The 18,947-nt window shown below is 65.2% G+C and carries 17 protein-coding genes; 8 read left to right on the top strand and 9 right to left on the bottom strand.

Features of this window, described 5'->3' with window-relative positions; genetic code table 11:
• The first annotated feature begins 19 nt into the window (after positions 1 to 19).
• Positions 20 to 2,092, top strand: coding sequence for a prolyl oligopeptidase family serine peptidase (locus ASE13_RS04145; protein WP_268801273.1), 2,073 nt, complete (start codon positions 20 to 22; stop codon positions 2,090 to 2,092).
• A 347-nt stretch (positions 2,093 to 2,439) separates the two neighbouring features.
• On the opposite strand, the gene ASE13_RS04140 is transcribed toward ASE13_RS04145, so the two are convergent.
• Entirely contained in the window at positions 2,440 to 2,799 is a 360-nt protein-coding gene (locus ASE13_RS04140) for a hypothetical protein (RefSeq protein ID WP_056611802.1), read from the bottom strand.
• A gap of 91 nt (positions 2,800 to 2,890) precedes the next feature.
• On the opposite strand from ASE13_RS04140, the gene ASE13_RS04135 reads away from it, so the two are divergent.
• The 5 genes from ASE13_RS04135 to ASE13_RS04115 all read left to right on the top strand — a co-directional run bounded on the left by ASE13_RS04135 (position 2,891) and on the right by ASE13_RS04115 (position 8,701).
• Positions 2,891 to 3,688, top strand: a complete 798-nt coding sequence (locus tag ASE13_RS04135) for a DUF1326 domain-containing protein (RefSeq protein ID WP_235536833.1) — start codon at positions 2,891 to 2,893, stop codon at positions 3,686 to 3,688.
• 47 nt (positions 3,689 to 3,735) lie between these two features.
• Positions 3,736 to 4,422 carry a DUF2182 domain-containing protein gene (locus ASE13_RS04130; RefSeq protein ID WP_235536832.1) on the top strand — a complete coding sequence of 229 codons (687 nt, stop codon included), beginning with the start codon at positions 3,736 to 3,738 and terminating at the stop codon, positions 4,420 to 4,422.
• 213 nt (positions 4,423 to 4,635) lie between these two features.
• Complete coding sequence (locus ASE13_RS04125) at positions 4,636 to 6,576, top strand: potassium transporter Kup (RefSeq protein WP_056611796.1); 1,941 nt, start codon at positions 4,636 to 4,638, stop codon at positions 6,574 to 6,576.
• 53 nt (positions 6,577 to 6,629) lie between these two features.
• Positions 6,630 to 8,009, top strand: coding sequence for a DUF4118 domain-containing protein (locus ASE13_RS04120; RefSeq protein WP_321164328.1), 1,380 nt, complete (start codon positions 6,630 to 6,632; stop codon positions 8,007 to 8,009).
• Positions 8,006 to 8,701, top strand: a complete 696-nt coding sequence (locus ASE13_RS04115; RefSeq protein WP_056611790.1) for a response regulator transcription factor — start codon at positions 8,006 to 8,008, stop codon at positions 8,699 to 8,701. The genes ASE13_RS04120 and ASE13_RS04115 overlap by 4 nt, the downstream gene beginning before the upstream one ends.
• 9 nt (positions 8,702 to 8,710) lie before the next feature.
• Here ASE13_RS04115 and ASE13_RS04110 read toward each other — a convergent pair whose 3' ends face one another.
• The 5 genes from ASE13_RS04110 to ASE13_RS04090 form a co-directional block, all read right to left on the bottom strand.
• Entirely contained in the window at positions 8,711 to 9,208 is a 498-nt protein-coding gene (locus ASE13_RS04110; protein ID WP_056611786.1) for a spore coat U domain-containing protein, read from the bottom strand.
• Positions 9,205 to 11,532 carry a fimbria/pilus outer membrane usher protein gene (locus tag ASE13_RS04105; RefSeq protein WP_082596353.1) on the bottom strand — a complete coding sequence of 776 codons (2,328 nt, stop codon included), beginning with the start codon at positions 11,530 to 11,532 and terminating at the stop codon, positions 9,205 to 9,207. The genes ASE13_RS04110 and ASE13_RS04105 overlap by 4 nt, the downstream gene beginning before the upstream one ends.
• Positions 11,513 to 12,241 (bottom strand): molecular chaperone, encoded by a 729-nt coding sequence (locus ASE13_RS04100; protein WP_056611783.1) that lies wholly within the window; start codon positions 12,239 to 12,241, stop codon positions 11,513 to 11,515. The genes ASE13_RS04105 and ASE13_RS04100 overlap by 20 nt, the downstream gene beginning before the upstream one ends.
• Before the next feature lie 10 nt (positions 12,242 to 12,251).
• A complete protein-coding gene (locus tag ASE13_RS04095) occupies positions 12,252 to 12,761 on the bottom strand; it encodes a spore coat U domain-containing protein (RefSeq protein ID WP_056611780.1) in 510 nt (169 codons plus the stop codon).
• 991 nt (positions 12,762 to 13,752) lie between these two features.
• Positions 13,753 to 14,484 carry a DUF3800 domain-containing protein gene (locus tag ASE13_RS04090; protein ID WP_056611777.1) on the bottom strand — a complete coding sequence of 244 codons (732 nt, stop codon included), beginning with the start codon at positions 14,482 to 14,484 and terminating at the stop codon, positions 13,753 to 13,755.
• A 582-nt stretch (positions 14,485 to 15,066) separates the two neighbouring features.
• Between ASE13_RS04090 and ASE13_RS19725 the strand changes: the two genes are divergently transcribed.
• Positions 15,067 to 15,210: a hypothetical protein gene (locus ASE13_RS19725; RefSeq protein WP_156404730.1), complete on the top strand. Its 144-nt coding sequence runs from the start codon at positions 15,067 to 15,069 to the stop codon at positions 15,208 to 15,210.
• Positions 15,211 to 15,593: 383 nt separating this feature from the next.
• A complete protein-coding gene (locus ASE13_RS04085; RefSeq protein ID WP_156404729.1) occupies positions 15,594 to 16,730 on the top strand; it encodes a S41 family peptidase in 1,137 nt (378 codons plus the stop codon).
• A gap of 196 nt (positions 16,731 to 16,926) precedes the next feature.
• On the opposite strand, the gene ASE13_RS04080 is transcribed toward ASE13_RS04085, so the two are convergent.
• The 3 genes from ASE13_RS04080 to rpsM all read right to left on the bottom strand — a co-directional run bounded on the left by ASE13_RS04080 (position 16,927) and on the right by rpsM (position 18,872).
• Entirely contained in the window at positions 16,927 to 17,997 is a 1,071-nt protein-coding gene (locus ASE13_RS04080; protein WP_056611771.1) for a DNA-directed RNA polymerase subunit alpha, read from the bottom strand.
• Between the two features lie 102 nt (positions 17,998 to 18,099).
• Entirely contained in the window at positions 18,100 to 18,489 is a 390-nt protein-coding gene (rpsK, locus tag ASE13_RS04075) for a 30S ribosomal protein S11 (RefSeq protein WP_025495450.1), read from the bottom strand.
• A gap of 14 nt (positions 18,490 to 18,503) precedes the next feature.
• Complete coding sequence (rpsM, locus tag ASE13_RS04070; RefSeq protein WP_056614669.1) at positions 18,504 to 18,872, bottom strand: 30S ribosomal protein S13; 369 nt, start codon at positions 18,870 to 18,872, stop codon at positions 18,504 to 18,506.
• Positions 18,873 to 18,947: the final 75 nt, after the last annotated feature.

The following is an 18,947-nucleotide window of genomic DNA, read 5'->3' as shown; positions in this document are numbered from 1 at the left end:
TCTCGTTCTGGAGCGTGCCGTGACCGACCCGATCGCCTATCCCGAAACCCGCCGCGAAGACGTGATGGACGAACAGTTCGGCGTACAGGTGGCGGATCCGTATCGCTGGCTCGAGAACGACGTGCGGAACGACGCGCAGGTGGCGGAGTGGGTCGCGGCGCAGAACGCGGTCACCGACGCCTATCTCGCCACGCTTCCCGGCCGCGAATGGTTCCGCGAGCGCATCAAGCAGCTCTTCGACTATGAGCGCTTCGGCCTGCCGCAGAAGAAGGGCAGCCGCTATTTCTACATGCACAACACGGGCCTGCAGAACCAGGCGGTGCTGTTCGTCCGCGAGGGCCTGAACGGCGAAGGCCGCGTGCTGATCGATCCCAACGGCTGGTCGGCGGACGGCGCCACTGCGCTGTCCGAATGGGCGCCGTCGGACAATGGCGAGCATCTGCTCTACGCCGTGCAGGATGGCGGCAGCGACTGGCGCGTCGCGCACGTGCTCGACGTCGCCACCGGCAAGGAAACCGGCGACGTCGTCCACGGCATGAAGTTCACGCTCGCCGCCGCCTGGGCGAAGGACGGCAGCGGCTTCTTCTACTCGCGCTATCCCGAGGTCGCCGAGGCGGAGAAGTTCCAGGCGCTGAACGAGAACCACCGGATCTTCTTCCACCGGCTCGGCACGCCGCAATCGGCCGACCGGCTGGTCTACGAGACCCCGGCACACCCGACCCACAGCCATTATGCCCAGATCACCGACGACGGGCATTGGCTGGTGATCACCACCAGCGAAGGCACCGACGACCGCTACCAGATCACGCTCGCCGACCTGAACGACCCGGCCTGGCCCACGCGCACGATCGTCCATGGCCTCCACCATCACTGGTCGCTCGCCGGCAATGTGGGCACACGCTTCTACTGGACCACCAACAGCCATGCGCCGCGGATGCGGATCGTGACGATGGACGTGGGCGCCAGCGAGCATCCCGAGGCGCACGCGCTGGTTCCCGAGGACAAGGCGACGCTGGAGGGCGCGGCGATCGTCGGCCATGTGCTGGTCGCGAGCTACCTCGTCGACGCGCGCACCGAGATCCGCCGCTATGCGCTCGACGGCACCCGGCTCGAACCCGTCGCGCTCCCCGGCATCGGCACCGCTTCGGGCTTCGGCGGCGAGCAGGACGATCCCGAGACCTTCTACGCCTTCACCAGCTTCAACGATCCGACGACGATCTATCGGCTCAACATCGCGACCGGCGAGAGCACGCCCTGGGCCGCGCCGAAGCTGCTGTTCGACCCCGCCGACTATCATGTCGAGCAGCGTTTCTATGCCTCGAAAGACGGCACGCGGGTGCCGATGTTCGTCGTTCGCCACAAGGATGTGACCGGCCCCGCGCCGACGTTGCTCTACGCCTATGGCGGGTTCAACATTCCGCTCACGCCCAGCTTCTCCTCGTCGCGCATCGCGTGGATGGAGCAGGGCGGGGTGGTCGCGATCGCCAACATCCGCGGCGGCGGCGAGTATGGCAAGGCGTGGCACGACGGCGGCCGCCTTGCCAACAAGCAGAACAGCTTCGACGACTTCATCGCGGCGGGCGAATATCTGATCGCGCAGGGGATCACCGGCGCGGGCCAACTTGCCATCCAGGGCGGCTCGAACGGCGGGCTGCTCGTCGGCGCGGTGGTCAACCAGCGGCCCGATCTGTTCGCCGCCGCTTTGCCCGCAGTCGGCGTGATGGACATGCTCCGCTTCGATCGCTGGACCGCCGGCCGCTATTGGGTCGACGATTACGGCCGTCCGTCGGAGGAAGCGGACTTCCATCGCCTCCTCGCCTATTCGCCCTACCACAATGTGCGCGGCGGACGGGACTATCCGGCGATCCTGGTCACCACCGCCGACACCGACGACCGCGTCGTCCCCGGCCACAGCTTCAAATACATCGCCGCGCTCCAGGCCGCCGATATCGGCGACAAGCCGCATCTCGCCCGCATCGAAACCCGCGCCGGCCACGGCTCGGGCAAGCCGACCGACAAGATCATCGAGGAAGCGGCGGATATCTGGGCGTTTGCGGCTGAGTGGGCCGGGCTTGAGGTGGAGTCGCGCTAGATTGAGAGCCTATACGAGCCGCTGATTCATAGCGGCTGCACATCGTCCGTCGGATGACGGCGTAGGAATATAAGTCCTCAACCTAGAGCGTATCGATATTCAACAGCTGACTCCCCTCTCCCGTCGGGAGAGGTTGCGCAGACTTGGGTCCGCTTCTTCAGCGGGCCCAAGTCAGAGCTGGGTGAGGGGATCACCCTATCGATAGCGGGAAACCCTCAGCCAGCTACCCTAGGCAGCAAGCTGCCAAGCTTCGCTACCTCTCCCACGGGGAGAGGAGAAGAGCCGGTTGAATGTCGATACCTCCCAGACACGACGAAACCGTCACCCCGAACCAGATCCGACCACCCTCAACCCTGGTGCCCCGACGACGCCGCCCGAGCATCCGCCCGCTCAATCGCCGCGACCTTCCGGAGAATGCTCGCCCGCACCGCTCCCAAATCCGCCGGCTTCGCCTTCGCGTCGTAACGCTGCGGCGCCCCGCCCCATGCCGACGCGCGGTGGAGCCTGAGCAGGTTCATCGCTTGATCGACGGTAACCGCCGCCGCCAACGGCGGCCCATCGCCACCCGCCACAGCCGGAGCCGCGTCGATACCCGGGCCCGCCCCGGAGAGCGCCTCGCACGCACCCGCGATCAGCAGCGCCTCGATCCGCGCATAGCCCTGGTCGAGCGCCGCATCCCACGCCGCCTGGAACCCCGGCCACGCCACCCGCCTATATGGTCGCCCATGGCCGAGAGCGGGCCGTCCGTTTTCAAGCCGCGGGGGCGCAATTGCTGCCGTTCGTTCAGAAAGCCGTCGAATGACCGGCCTGACCTATCGCGGACATCGAGTTGCCTCCATGTGGCGCAATGATCTCACTCCTCCTTTTACGGCGCCCGCGAACCACCGCAGAGGCAATTGCGATTCCGAAAGCGAAGTGAACTATGCTAAGGAAGCGGCATTCCTCTCGGCGGAGACCGCCATGACTCATTGGGAATTCAAGGGCCGCGAGCTGGTCAACTGCACCTGCGAGTACGGCTGCAACTGCCAGTTCAATGGGTTACCTGACAAAGGCCATTGCTACGCGGTTGCGGGCATCCAGATCGACGAAGGCCATCATGGGGAAATCCGCCTGGATGGGCTAAGGATTGGCGCCATCTTCAAATGGCCTGGCGCGATCCATGAGGGCAATGGCGAGGTGCTGGCGTTTGTCGACAAGCGAGCCGACGAGGCCCAACGCGATGCGTTGTTGCGGATCATGACGGGCCAGGACACCGATCCGTTCGCCACCATGTTCGCGGTCTATGCCTCGACCATCACGACCATGCACGAGCCGGTGTTCACCGACATCGATTTCGAGGTCGACGTCGAGGGTCGACGCGGCCGGCTGAGCGTTTCGGGCTATGTCGAGATGACGGGCGAGCCGATCCGCAACAAGGTCAGCGGCGCGGAGTCGCGGGCGCAGATCGTTCTTCCCGCAGGCTTCGAATATGAAGTCGCGGACATCGGGAGCGCCTCGAGCCGGACGACCGGCGGGCCGATGCAAGTGGAATTCGGCAACAGCTACGGCCAGTTTGCCAACCTCCACCTCGGCAGCCATGGAGTGGTCCGCAGCTGAGCGCGCCGTCGACCGTCGCCGAGCGGATCGCGCTGCGCAGTCGCGCGGTGACGATCCTGGGACTTGCCCTGCTGGCGTTGCTCGCCTGGGCCTATCTCCTGTCGGGTGCCGGAATGCCCATGATGCAAGGCATGGCCATGGCACCGCCCGGCTTCGCGACCGTTGCCGCAATGTGGTGGGTGATGATGGTCGCGATGATGATCCCGGCCGCGGCCCCCACCATCCTGATCTACGCCCAGGTGCACCGGCGCTCGAAGGGCATCGAGACCCCGCCCCCTACGGCCGCCTTCCTCGGCGGCTATCTCGCATGCTGGCTTGGCTTCGCGGTGATCGCTGGAGCGCTGCAATCCTGGCTCATCTCTCCGATGTCGATGGCGATCGGCGACCGCCGGGCCGCAGCGGCGCTGCTGATCATTGCAGGCCTCTACCAGCTCTCGCCGCTCAAAAACGCCTGCCTAGGCCGCTGCAGGTCGCCCGCGCAATTTCTCAGCCGTCACTATCGCCCAGGCGCACTTGGAGCTGTCCGGCTCGGCCTGTTGCACGGTGCCTATTGCGTTGGCTGCTGCTGGTTGCTGATGGCACTGTTATTCGTCGGCGGCGTCATGAACCTCATTTGGGTGGCCGGGCTGACCTTGGTCGTGGCAGCGGAGAAGCTTCTTCCCGGCGGCCATTGGCTTGCGGCGATCGCCGGCATTGCGATGATCCTCTGGGGAGCTGCCTTGATGATTGGTTAGCTCGAGTAGACGACGAACGTCCACTTTCCACCCGTGGCGGACAGGCAGTTCAGTCAGGCCGGGGCCCGCTCCAGATCAGACTTTCCTACTGGCCGATGACGAATGGCCGCGTGGAGCGGCAACAGATCGAGACTTTCGATTTTACGCCATTTTTATTCGGCGGCGCAGCATTTCCTCTCGAATCTTTACTGCGAAATGTTGCCATCAAAAGCGATGGACACCGTATCGCTCGCCCCTTCGCACGCGCCTGAGACGGCGCGGCCGCACGCCCACCCCGGACTGTTCGCCCTCACGCTGGGCGCGGTTGGCGTCGTCTATGGCGACATCGGCACGAGCCCGCTTTACGCTTTCCGTGAGGCGCTCGCGCAGACGGCGGCGGGCGGCATCGATGCGGGGGAGATCATCGGCGTGCTCTCCCTCGCACTTTGGGCGCTGATCATCGTCGTCACGATCAAATACGTCCTGTTCCTCACCCGAGCCGATAATTGGGGCGAAGGCGGCGTGCTTTCGCTGATGGCGCTTGCCGAAGGTGCGACCGGCGGCCGGTGGCGCCTGGTGGTGCTTCTGGGGGCAGCCGGCGCGGCACTGTTCTACGGCGACGCAATCATAACGCCGGCGCTTTCGGTTCTGTCGGCGGTCGAGGGCTTGGCGACGGTTCCGAGCATCGGGTCGGCGATGACGCCGGGGATCACCCTTCCGCTCACCGCCGGAATCCTGATCGCACTCTTCGCCGTCCAGTCGCACGGCACCTCGCGGGTCTCTGCGCTCTTTGGTCCGGTCTGCTTGGTGTGGTTCGTCGTGATCGCCGGGCTCGGGCTGTGGCACATCGCCGACGCGCCGCGGATTCTCGCCGCGTTCAATCCGTGGAACGCGATTATCTTCCTGGGCGGGCATGGCGTACCGGGCCTGTTCGTGCTGGGCGCGGTGTTTCTCACCGTCACGGGCGCGGAAGCGCTGATCGCCGATATGGGGCATTTCGGGCGCAAGCCGATCCAGCTCGGCTGGCTCGGATTCGTATTCCCCGCGCTGATGCTCAACTATCTCGGCCAAGGTGCACTCGCGCTCTCGACGCTCGAGGCGGCGACGGCCGCGGGCCGCGGCTTCGCCAATGCCGATTGGTTCTTCCTGATGGCGCCGGAGGCGCTGCGCGCACCCTTCGTGTTGCTTGCCACCGCCGCGACGATCATCGCCAGCCAGGCGGTGATCACCGGTGCCTATTCGCTCACGCAACAGGCGATCGCGCTCAACCTGCTGCCCCGCCTGGCGATCCGCCAGACCTCGGAGCACCAGATCGGCCAGATCTACATCCCGGTGGTCAACTGGCTGCTGCTCGTCGGCGTCCTCGTGCTCGTCTTTGCGTTCCGCAGCTCGTCGGCGATGGCGGCCGCCTACGGCATCGCCGTCACGGGCACGATGGTGGTGACGACCTGCCTCGCCTTCATCATCGTGTGGAAGGCATGGCGCTGGACGCTCGAATGGTCGGTGCTGTTCATCGCGCCGTTCCTCCTGCTCGATCTCGTCTTCTTCGGCGCCAACATTCTTCGGGTAATCGAGGGCGGCTGGGTCCCGTTGCTCGTCGCCGCTTGCATGGGGTTCATGATCTACACCTGGCGGCGGGGCGCGGCGGCGGCGCTGCGTCGCGGCGACAAGCAGGCGCTGCCGGTCGCCGACCTGATCGCCGCACTGGCCGCGCATCCGCCCCAGGCGGTCGAAGGCACGGCGGTGTTCCTCACCCAGAACAACCAGAACGCCCCTTCGGCGCTGCTCCACAACCTCAAGCACAACAAGGCGCTCCATGCCCACAATGTGCTGCTCGCCGTGCAAACCGCGCGCGTGCCGCACGTCCCGCCCGCGGCGAGACTGACGATCGAGCCGCTCGACGCGCGCTTCAGTCGCGCGACGCTGACTTATGGCTATTTGGACTCGATCGACGTGCCGAGCGACCTCGCACGCGGCGGGGCCTTGGCCGCGCTGCGCGGCGGGACGTCGTTCTTCGTCGGGCGCAACGCGATCCGCCGGGCCTCGCGCCCGCTGCTGCCGCGATGGATGGCGCTGCTCTACGGCTTCCTGCATCGCAACGCCGCCGACCCTACCGCTTTCTTCAATATCCCTGCAAACCGCGTGGTAGAGCTCGGGTCGCAGATCGAACTTTGAGGCAGTTGTCGCTCATGTCACGCCGGTCGGACGGGAAGGGATATGCTATTGCGGTGGCGGCGATCGCCGTCGTCACGCTCGCCACCACGCTGCTGCGCACGGAGCTGGGGCTTCCCGCCATCGCACTGCTCTTCCTGCTGCCGGTATTGGCGACGTCGTCGCGCGGCGGGCTGGGGCCCGGCCTGTTCGCCGCGGCGGGTAGCGCGCTGGCGTATAACTTCTTTCTTCTCCCGCCGCGCTTCACGCTTCAGGTCCATGGCTACGACAACATCGTCGCCTTCCTCGTCCTTCTCGCCGTGGCCGTGGTGACGACGCGGCTGGCGAGCGGGCTCGCCGATCGCGAGGCGGCGGCACAGGACCGCGCGGCGGTCAGCGGGGAAGCCGCCGCCCTCGCCGCCGATCTGGCTGCGGCCGCCGACCTCGACATCGCCTCGGCCCGGGCCTTGTCCTTCGTCGGCGAACGCTTCGGCGTCGCCCGGCTGATTCCCGAAGGACCCGCTCCCGCTGATCTGGGATCGCTCGATGCGGCCGCGGCGGCGTGGGCGGCGCATAATGGCGACGTCACCGGGCACGGGAGCGAAGTGATGCCGGCGGCGGACTGGAGCTTCATCCCGCTGCGTCCCGGCGGAAGCGGAGCCGTGCTGGCGGTGGCGCGTCCGGCTGACGGGGCCACGCGGTCGGCAGGCGAGATCGAGCGACTCGAATCCGCCGCGCGACTGATCGGCCAGGCGCTGGATCGGCTCCAGCTCGATTGCGAGCGCGCCGATCGCGCGGCCGCCGAGCAGCGCGCCGACCTGCTCCGCTCGCTGCTCGCGTCGCTGGCGCACGATCTGCGCACCCCGCTCACGCTCGTTCGCGGCGGACTGGCCGAGGTTCGCGCGACGGGCGATGCCGAAAGGCTCGATGCGGCGGTCGACGCCGCCGACCGTCTCGAACGCACGCTATCGGACCTGATGGATGCCGCGCGGATCGAAGCGGGCGCGGTCGGCACCTCGCTCGAGCCCGTCGATCTGGTCGACGTCGTCCAGGCGGCACTGGCCGAATATGGCGCGGGACCCGAAGGCATCGGCATGGAAGTCGCGATCAGCGACGCGTTGCCGCTGGTGTCGGCCGACCCGGTGCTGCTGCGACAGATCCTCGTCAATCTGACGGAGAACGCGGCGCGCCACGCCGCCACGCGCGTCACCATCTCCGCGCGCGCGCGGGGGCGGACCGTGTGGCTCGCCGTGCACGACGACGGCGCCGGCGTGACGCCGGGCGACGAGACGCGGATCTTCGAGCGCTTCTTCCGTTCCGGTGGCGACGACCGCGGCGGAAGCGGGCTCGGCCTCGCGATCGTGAAAGGCTTTGCCGACGCGATGCACATGCCCATAGAAGTCCGCAACGCGGCCGATGGCGGCGCGACCTTCACGCTGGAGTTGGTTTCGGTATGAGCCGGGTGCTCGTGGTCGACGACGAAAGCGCGATCCGGCGGCTGTTGCGCGCGGTGCTGGAACGCGGCGGCCATGACGTGGTGGAAGCCGGCGACGCGCGCACGGCGCTCGGGGAGCAGGCGCGGGGCGGCTGCACGGCGGCGATCGTCGACCTGGGGCTGCCCGATCGCGACGGGCTCGAGCTCGTCGCCGCTCTACGCGGGCGCGCGCCCGAACTTCCGATCGTAGTGCTGAGCGCCCGGACGGCAACTGCGGACAAGATCGCCGCGCTCGATCTCGGCGCCGACGATTACGTCACCAAGCCCTTCGATGGCGACGAGCTGCTCGCCCGCCTCCGCTCGGTATTGCGCCGCGGCCGTGCGCCGGCCGATCCGGTCATCCGCCACGGGCCATTGGCGATCGATCGCGCACGGCACTGCGCGACTCTCGCCGAGGCGCAGGTGCCGCTCACGCCCAGGGAATTCGCCCTGATGGCGGCCTTGGCAGAGGCGGGCGGGCGCATCCTCACGCACCGCCAGCTTCTCGAGCGGGTCTGGGGTCCGGCGCACGCCACCGATGTCGAGTATCTGCGCGTCGCGATCCGCGCGCTCCGGCGCAAGTTCGAGCGCGACCCGAACCGGCCCGTGCTGATCTTGAACGAGCCCGGCATCGGCTACCGCTTGTCGGAATCACCCCCCGCCGCGAGCGACTAGCCGCCTTCGTCAGTAGGTCACGGTGACGATGATGGTGTCGCTGTAACTGCCCGCGGGTACGTTTTGGCCGGCGCGGATCCGGCCGTAGACCGTCATCGTCTGATCGACACTGAGCAGCGCCGTAAAATTTCGGGTTATGCGGAAAGAGCCTCCGGAGCCGTTTCCCCAAATCTGGGTTCGTGCCACGTCGGTATAGAGATTATAGTCGAGGACGGAGGGACCGTTGCGCAGGGTGCGCTGCGCGTAGGTGCCGGAGGATCCGGTGCTGAGATCGACCGTGAACGATCCGGCCAGCGCAACGAGCAGCGTGCATTGGACCCGTACGGTGCCGGTGGAATCGGTGGGCGACGCGTTGACGACATTGTAATTGCCGAAACTCACGCCGCTCGCGGTGACGGTGCAGCTGCAGAGGGACAGAGGGGCGCAGGCCGCCTCTGCCGGTGACGACGCAAACATCAGTGCGCCCGCCAGCATCGCCATCAGGAACATGAAGTGCCGTAGGTTCATGGCGCGCTCACGGGAGTGCCGCACCGCAAGGGCCCGATGCGCGGCAGCACGTCGTCTTCGGGCAATCCCTCGAGCATGACTCGACATGGGCCCTGCCGGGTTTCGAATGCGATGATCATGTCCCGCCGCGCTTCACGCACGAAGATCTCGCCGCCATAGCCGACGAATGCCGTCTCGCCGGTGTCGGTCCGCACCGTCGTGCCGGCATCGACCGGCGTGCCGTCGATTGCCTGCAACAGAATCGTCGCGGGGTGATCGCGTTCGATCGCGAAGCGCGCGCTGACCGCTCCGCGATACCGCGGCACGATCATGAGGGTGTCGCTCGGCATGTGCGCGTCGATCGGGATGTCGCCGGGCGCAATCGCGATCCGGTTCTGCTCATAGGCGCGCAGGTCCGGTATGATCGCACGCCCCCGGCCATCGGTGCGGGCGACGAGGCGGTTTTCCTGGTAGATGCGGACATCCGCCAGGCCGGGCACGTCGATGACGCCCAGTGCATCCTCTACTCGCCGGGTGGCATAGGGGCGCCCACCGGCGAAAAGCAATCCGCCGCTGGCGAGCATCCTGACACCGGCGCTCCCCTCGATGCGCGCGGCCTCGATCCGGATTTCGCCCGGATCGCCGCGCCAGGTGAGCTCAGCCTGCTGACGGTCGCTTTCGCCCGCGCCCGCCGTCAGCCGATAGCCCCAACCTCCTTCGACGGGTGGCGCCTTGCGCATTTCCGCGAGGACATTGCGAGTGTCCGCCTGCACATAGCCGCTGCCGCGCGACCCGAAGGGAATGGTGAAACCCGCGCCGGCCGTGGTTTGCGTGCCGGACCCGCGGGTCGTGCTGCGCAGCGCAAAAAGGCTCAGATAGCCGCGATCCGTGATTCCAATGCTGTAATTGGCCGAAGTGAGCCGTGTGCGATTGCGATCGGCATATTCGAGATCGGTATAGACGATGCCAAGGTTGCCGCGGTGTCCCAGCGAGATGCCGCCCGAGGCCTGCAACTGGCCCGTGATGCGTTCCTCGTCGCGATAGATGCCGAGCTGGTCGAACTTGCGCGAAGCGCGCTGATAGCTGACCGCGAGGTTCCATCCGGGCGTGATCCGGCTGAAGAAGATGCGATAGAGCGCTCCCTTGCCGTCCTCTCCACGCGAAACCGCGCCGGCGATTCCGAACTCGCCGAGAGCGGGCCAGACGATATCGGCGCCGCCGCCGATCATCTGGACGTCGCCGCTCAATTCGGCGCGGCTTTCAAGGGTCAGCCAGTCGGTGACTCCACGACGATAGGATCCGGCGGCGAAGGGGTTGGTGTAGCTGAAGTTCCTGATGCCGTAACCCAGGCGCTCGCCACCCGCCTCGAGGGACCAGGCGCTCAAGCCGGGCCTGAGCAGGCGCGAGCTGACATAATAAGAAGACGTCACCCGGCGTTCCACGCCAAGCGTATCGCGGATGACGAGCGTCACGTCGCCCGCGCCGTTCACCAGAGGTACCTGGCTGATCGAGAAGGGCCCCGCCGCCACGTCGGTCTGGAAGCGCTGCGCGTTGTTCACCAGCAGCTCGACATTCGAAGGGATCGCCGTGCGGCCGGTGAAAGCGGGCGTGGAGAAGGTGATGAGATTTGGCTGCAGGCTGAATTCGGTGCCGAGCCGGACGCCCCCGAAGCGTATCTGGCGCGACCAGTCGCGGGCGTCCGTCACCGTATCGCCGACGATCAGGCGGACCAGCGTCTCGGGATCATCGCGCAGGAAATAGCTATCGAGACGCGTGACCCGGCCGGATCCCGTCTGCTGGCCGACCGCGGCGGTGCTGGTGAGCAGACCCCAACCGTCCGATATTCCGGCTTCGAGGAAGGCACCCGCCTGCGCCTTGTGATCGTACAGGACGGACAGATCGTAATTGAGGAAGACCGCGAAGGCGCTCTTTGTCGGCCGTACGCGCGCGGCCAGCGCCGAGACATTGCTGGCGTCGAAAAGTTCGGCGGAAATGATCAATGCGAGACGTTGACCGGCTGCGTCGAATTGCAGCGTCATGCCGGCAATGCCGGTCAGCGGAACGAAGGCTTCGTTCTCGATCACGATCGTCGCGGCCGGGGAAATCCGGACGCTCCAGCGCACCAGATCGGACGGACGGACGAAGAAATCACCGCCGCGCCGCGCCACCAGATATTCACCCTCCGGCTCGCCGTTGATGGTGATCGCGACAACTAGCAGTTCGAACCGATCCGAGCTCTGCTGCCGCGCTGGCGGATCCGGAGCGGCAGGCTGTGCGCCTGCGGCGGTCGCGTCGGCGAGGAGGCAGAGCGCCGCCATGATGTTCCTACGGGCGGCCGGTTTCATGGGGAGCCGCCTCGGCGACGAGATCGGCGGCCAAATCACCCTGATCCGTCACTGCGCTCAGTTTGAGGGGATCGCCGGCGCGAACCGGCGCGTCGATATCGAGCACGACCCGCCGCGACGCACCGGGCAGCAGATAGACCGACATGTCGCCCGTGCCCAGTTTCGTGCCTTTCGGCCCGGCCAGTGCGAGCCGATTGATCTGGACATGGACGGTGCCCTGGTTGCGGATCTCGAAGGTCATCTTTCGATCCCCCGCCGCCCAGGCGCGCCAGGAGAGGCGGCCGACCGGGTTGGGCGCCGGCACGAAGATGGGAATGCTTATCCGCAACAAGGTTCGCACCTTCCCGGGCTCGCTCGGACGCGAACCCGGCACCTCTTCCAGAATGACGCGGTAGCTCTTCTCGACCGTGCCGGGGCTGGTGCGCAGGCCGAAGCGCGCGATCTGCTCGCCCTGGCCTGCGATCTCGAACGAGCCCGGATTGGCGAGAATGTCCCGGGTTTCCTCGAGCTTGTCCTCGCCATCCACCTGGCGCCAGGAAAAGACGCGCAGCTGGATGCGGGCGGCCTCGGAACTGCCGTTCTGGATCGTCATCGTCTGCACCGGCTCTTTCGGGGTCAGGACGATGCGGACGGGATATACTTTGAGCGAGGAAGCCTGCGCCACCAACGGCAGCAGCAATATCGCGACGATGGCGGCTCCGGCGCGCATCGGCCCGGCCCTAGTAGTTCACGGTGACGGTGATGGTGTCCGCATAACTGGCCGCGGGCACATTCTGGTTGGCGGGAATGCGGCCATAGACCGTCAGAGTCGACGGCAGGACGAGCGCAGTGGTCGCCAGCGGCGTGTCGGTACCGGGGGTATTGCCCCAGTTATTGGTGCGGCCCGCTTCCTGGTACAGCGCATAGCCGAGCGTGTTGGCACCGTTCGTCATGCGCCGCGTCGTGACGGTGGCGCCGCTCGCCGTGCCTGTGCTGAGCCCGACCGTGAAGGAGGAGCCGACGGTGCAGAACACGGAAAGCGTGGTCGAGCCGTCGAGCGGCGTTGCCGCGGTCGGGTCATAGGTTCCGAAAGCGAGCGGATTCGCCGTGACGAGGCACGCCTTGAGAACGGTAGCCGTTACGGTGAAGGTGGTTGTGGTGGTGTCCGCCTGCGCGGCGGGGGAGACAAGGAGCCCCGCACCCGCAATAGCGATCCAGCACGGAACAAGGAGCTTGGCATGAGCAATCATTTCAGCCTCCATACTCTGCGCCGTAATTTGAATTTGGCGCCCAAGAGTTTGCCGGTTTTCTGGTACAATCGATTGCACTCTAATTTACGGCAACGTATATTATATTGCGTCGCAATAAATATGATGCGCTATAATGTCTCACATACGCGTTACATACAAGCATGAGTAGAATTACGTATAGAGATCAAGTAAGATGATCTCATAGCGATACTATAATAATTAAGTTAAATAATAATTAACACTTGGCAGCGATTTGGCGCGGCCTGATATATCTTTTGATATAAGCGCGCGGCGTTCTTGCTCAGAACGTAACTTCTGCGCGGAGAGGAGTTCAGAATACGACTTCGATAATCTCGATCGTATCTGTCCCTGTCATTCCCGGGGGGCGATGATGTTCCGTGGGGGATTTGATCGGTGGGGGCGTCGCCCGGTCTTCCTCGCGAGCGAACGATTGCCCCGCCAAGGCACAGTCCACCGACACGGTTTTGACTTCGGCCGGTGATGGCGCCGCACCGCGGACTGAAATCGAGCAGGGCGAAACGACGGTCGCGCTTACGGTGAAACGCTCTTGCGCCGGCATCGAGACCGCAGGGGCTGCGAGGCCGACACTTGCCGCCGCGGTGCCCAACACTATCCGATGCACTGGCATTCGACGCCCTCCACGACCCTGCAAACGGGCTCCGATCACCAACCATTATAGGGCAAAAGAAACGGGGAGCATGAGACGGCGCAACCGACACAAACCAAAATGCCGCCCGCGCGATCGAGGCGCAGAGCGGCAGGTTTTTGGGTTTGCGTCGGGTTAGCGTTGCGATGTCAAGGCGTCTGGTACCATATCGGTTAGCCCACTTAGTGCTTCTAGGGTGCGCCGCCGCCGGCTGAGGCGCAACTTGCACGCCTGCGCGCCCTTCTCTATATTGATCTCAAGGATTGGGCTTTCCCGGTCGACGTCAGGGCTTCGGGCTAACCGGGGCCCTTTCGTTTATTCGCTTCAGGGGAAGACCTTGAAGTCCCAGATGCGGTTAGCGACGATGTCGAACGCCCGGTTCGGTTGATCCGGCTTGATCGCGCGCAACGCTAGCGGGCGCGCAATTAGATCGCTGAGCTGATGCCCTGCCAAATTGGCAGCCTTTGGAACGAATACCGGCTCGAGCGGCGTTCGAGTGAAATCCACTGCGCGCCATCCCCACTGCTTGCCATTGGCGGCAACCCGCCGAAACTCCAATTCCAGCTGCCGGTCCTCCTCGCGCCCTCGCCCTTCGAACAGCACATGCGTCAGGCGCCCGCGCTGTCGGTCGACAACCAGCCGATTGCTCAGCTTCTCCATGCAGAACTGCATGGCGATCTCATACGGGTTCCAAGGATCAGCATAGCGCGCCTTGTGCTTGAGCTTGTCGATAACGGCGCAATAGGCATGGAACCGAGCATCGGTCATGATCACGTTCACGTCGGCCATGAAGGCCTCGCGAAGCGCCGCATCCTGCCGCAGGAAGGCGAAGGGAGGCTCCTGCTTGCGGATCTCCCGCTCGTGTAGAACCGCTGCGTCATGTCCGAAATATTTGAACTTCAGCCGACGAAATGCCGGCTCGATCTCGTTGGCATAAGCCTTCTTCTCGAACACGCAGAAGACGAGCGCGAAGACCGGGAACTGTGGATCGATCGAGACCAGTCCATGATCGCCGCTCTCATCGGCGAAGACGATATAGTCGCTGAAGTCTGGCATCGCGCATTTGTTGGCTATGCCGGCCCGGAAAGCAACGGCCGGCGCTGGGTCAAATCGACGTTCGGCCGAGCGAGGGTTTCAATCCTCGCCCGTAAGGGGGAGGATGTGAATGTCCATACAGCCTAATATTGGCATGACTGCTTGTGGGCCGCTAGCCGACCGTCTGCTTTCGGGCGGCGGACCCGCAACAGCAGCCGTTCGCAGCCGGGGTCCGGCGAACGGTCGCTTTCGACCATTTGCAGATGTTGAGGAGTGATTTGCCATTTCTCAAAAGCGGCCGTTCGTTCAGCCCGAGCGCCATCTCAGGCGTTGGGCCGGAAGAAGACAGGCAGCTTCCAGGACAGCAAGACCTCAGAGCAGGCGTCCCAAACGAAGCAGGTGAGCGGCGATCGGCTTGGCAAAGAAGCGACGCCCTGCGGGTGGGAATTTCGGTCCGGCATGCACTTTTGACATTGCACTACATTTGCAGTGCGCTACAAATGTAGTGCAAGAGGTGCCCCATGCTTCCACAACTGCCGCCCCGTGAACGCCAGATCGTCGATCTGCTCTATCACCAAGAGTCGCGCACCGTTGCTGAGATTTGTGACTCACTGCCCGATCAACGACTATCAGGGCTTGCGGGCGGTCGGCGTCACCGTCGGCTTCGTGCAGAAGCTGCTCGGGATCATCGTCGCCGCGCCCGACGAGTTGACCCGCTTGCGCGTGAACGCCGATTCCGATTCCTGAGGCCTGCGTCTCCGCTCCGGTTTCCCGCCCGTAATTCCGCAACAGCCTGACCCTGCGCGACCCGTCGTGCCCGACGCGCCCGAGCGGGCCGTGGCATGATTCATCGCGGCATTAAGGTGAAGGTTCGTCCGTGTAAGCAAGTAACCAAGGGATATTCGGACATGAATCGATCATATGCCCCTACGCGACGCGAGTTTTCCATCCTGTTGTCGGGAGGCTTGGCAGCGCCGGCGACGGCGACGGCAGCCGTCTCCAAACCCCGTGGCTTGGAGGCCGCTCGCCTGCGCAGGTACGCCGAGGCGACCCACCCGCGTGGCTGGATAGCCGCCACAGACCCGGCTTGGCGATCCGGCTGGGATCGCCTCGTCGCTGAGGCGGACGCCATGACCCCCGAGGCCTATCTCATGGGCCTCCTGGCGCGGTTGGCTTGGTTCCATGACGGCCACACGACAATGTACGTGGATGGGCGTGTGGGACCAGCGGGAATGATCAAGGCGCCCGGCTTCGACCTCACCCTTCCGATTGCCACCAACCCCTTCTTCGACGGACTCTACGTCACCGCGGCCAAGGGAGAAGGCGCGCCTCTGCTTGGTGCACGGATCAAGCGTGTGGATGGGGTCGCCATTGAGAAGGTCCTGAGATCGTTCGCGGCGATGTGGCCCGGCAACAACCCGACGCGAGCCCATCATGACGCGGATTTGATCCTGAGACCCGCGGTCCTGCGCGGCGCGCGATTGGCCCCGCCCGCCGGCGTCTCGGCGCCGGTCACGATCGAGGCTGAGGTAGGCGGCTCGCTCGTCAAGGCCGTGCTGATCCCGCGCGCGGACGGGCGCGAGGGGCTAGTCCCGCTTCCCCGAAAGCCGTTCCCGGTCGAGACTTGGCGGCCGGGGCTCGCGTCCAACTTCGTCCACGCAGAAGGTCGTGTTCTGGTCGTGGCGTTCGACCGCCTGTTCGCCAGCAAGGACTCGATCCTGGCCTTCGTGCGAGAAGCCCTTGCGGCTATGGAGGCCCCCGCGATCGAACGGGTCGTACTCGACCTGCGCCGCAACGACGGCGGCGACAACCGCATGGGCGAAGGCCTGAGGAAGCATCTCGAACGGTCCCGCTTCAACCGCCCCGGCGGGCTCTATGTGCTGATCGGACCTCACACCTTCTCGGCCGCCCAGAACCTGGCATCGAGGATCGAGCGGGAGACCTGGGCTCTGTTCGTGGGCGAACCCTCCGGGGGCGCCCCCAATCACGAGGGCGATGCCAGGCCGTTTCAGGGCGACGGGTTCAGCGCATACGTGTCGACCCTGCCATGGTTCGATTCCGACCCCTTGGACAAGCGGATCTGGACCATGCCCGACATATTGGTCCCGCTCCGGTTCGCCGATTGGACGGCGGGCAGGGATGCGGCGATGGAAGCAGCTTTCTCCCACGTCAACGATCAACCGCTCGACGACCTTAGCGAGCAGCACACTAACTATTCCGAGCGGCCGAGCCAGAAGACGGAGTGGAAGCCGTTCTGGATGTTATAGGGGCGCAATCAGCGGTCCCAACCACCAATAGCGTATAGCGCCGCCTTTGGCTGAACGAACGTCCGCTTTTGGGATCACGGAACTTGCGTTTTGGCGGCCGTAATTGGGCGCGAAGCCGCCACCACCGTGAACAGAAAAAAAAGGCCGCCCCTCTCGGGACGGCCCTTCCTTGTACCTTACGCAGCGATCGTGGGCGTTAGCCCATGATCTCCTGCTCGAGCTTCTTGGCCATCTCTTCGATGTTCTCAGGCGGCCAGCCCGGGATTTCCATGCCGAGGCGCAGGCCCATGCTCGACAGCACTTCCTTGATCTCGTTCAAGGACTTGCGGCCGAAGTTCGGGGTGCGCAGCATCTCGGCTTCGGTCTTCTGGACCAGGTCGCCGATATAGATGATGTTGTCGTTCTTGAGGCAATTCGCCGAACGCACCGACAGTTCGAGCTCGTCGACCTTCTTGAGAAGGTAACGGTTGATCTGCGCGGTATCGCCCGAAGCGACGCCGCCCTCGGATGCGGCCGGAGCGGCCATGCCGATCGGTGCCGAGCGGGTGACCGCCGAATCGTCGAAGTGGACGAAGAGCGCGAGCTGGTCCTGGAGGATGCGCGCCGCATAGGCGAGGCCGTCTTCCGGGGTGATCGTGCCGTCGGTCTCGATCGTCAGCGTGAGCTTGTCGTAATCGAGCTCCTGGCCGACGCGGGTGTTCTCGACCTTGTAGCTGACCTGGCGGACCGGGCTGTACAGGGCATCGACCGGGATCAGGCCGATCGGGGCGTCCGCCGGGCGGTTCGACTGGGCGGGGACGTATCCCTTTCCGGTGTCGGCGGTGAGCTCCATGTTGAGCGTCGCGCCGTCGTCGAGGTGGCAGATCACGAGATCGGGGTTCATCACTTCGATGTCGCCCGAGACCGCGATGTCGCCAGCCTTGACTTCCGCCGGGCCGGTGGCCGAGAGCTGGAGCCGCTTCGGGCCTTCGCCCTGCATGCGGATCGCGATCTGCTTCACGTTGAGCACGATGTCCGTCACGTCCTCGCGGACGCCGGCGAGGCTCGAGAATTCGTGGAGCACGTTCTCGATCTTGATCGACGTGACCGCGGCGCCCTGGAGCGACGAGAGCAGAACGCGACGCAGCGCATTGCCGAGCGTGAGGCCGAAGCCGCGCTCGAGCGGTTCGGCCACGAAGGTCGACTTGCGCTTGGGATCGCCGCCGGGCTTCTTTTCGAGGCCGTTGGGCTTCTTGAGTTCCTGCCAGTTCTTAGGGTTCACCGACACGGGCTTTCCTCATATTTGGGCAGGACGGGGCCATCCTGCCGGGTAACTGCTGCCCGGTCCGGACCCCGCCCTCGGGGCCCGTGAACCGGACAGGATGGCGAATCAGACGCGACGACGCTTCGACGGACGGACGCCGTTGTGCGGGATCGACGTCACGTCGCGGATCGACGTGATCTGGAACCCGACCGCCTGGAGCGCACGAAGCGCGCTCTCGCGGCCCGAACCCGGACCCTTCACTTCCACCTCGAGGGTGCGAACGCCGTGCTCGGCGGCCTTGCGGCCCGCGTCCTCGGCGGCGACCTGGGCTGCGTACGGGGTCGACTTGCGCGAGCCCTTGAAGCCCATCATGCCGGCGGACGACCACGAAATGGCGTTGCCCTGGGCATCGGTGATGGTGATCATCGTGTTGTTGAAGCTGGCGTTCACATGGGCGACGCCGGCGGTGATGTTCTTGCGCTCGCGACGGCGAATGCGCTGCGGTTCACGTGCCATTGGTCAGCGCTCCCTTACTTCTTCTTGCCGGCGATGGGCTTGGCCTTGCCCTTGCGGGTGCGCGCATTGGTGTGCGTGCGCTGGCCACGGACGGGGAGGCCCTTGCGATGGCGGAGGCCGCGATAGCAGGCCAGGTCCATCAGGCGCTTGATGTTCATCGCCACCTGGCGACGAAGATCACCCTCGACGGTGTAGCCGGCGTCGATCGCCTCGCGGATCTGGAGCACTTCCTGGTCGGTCAGGTCCTGCACGCGACGATCGGGCGTGATGCCCAGCTTCTCGGTGATTTCCTTGGCCTTGGTCGCGCCGATGCCGTGGATATACTGCAGCGCGATCAGAACGCGCTTGTTGGTCGGGATGTTGACACCCGCAATACGAGCCATGATTTTTTCTCCCAGCTCCACGGGATGCCGCATGGCAGCTTCGCACCCCATCTCGTAGCGTTGATCCGAAAATGC

It is taken from the genome of Sphingomonas sp. Root241 (genome assembly GCF_001428865.1).
Lineage (GTDB): Bacteria > Pseudomonadota > Alphaproteobacteria > Sphingomonadales > Sphingomonadaceae > Sphingomonas.
The sequence above is the reverse complement of the archived record's forward strand: the minus strand, read 5'-3'. Positions and strand labels throughout refer to the sequence as shown.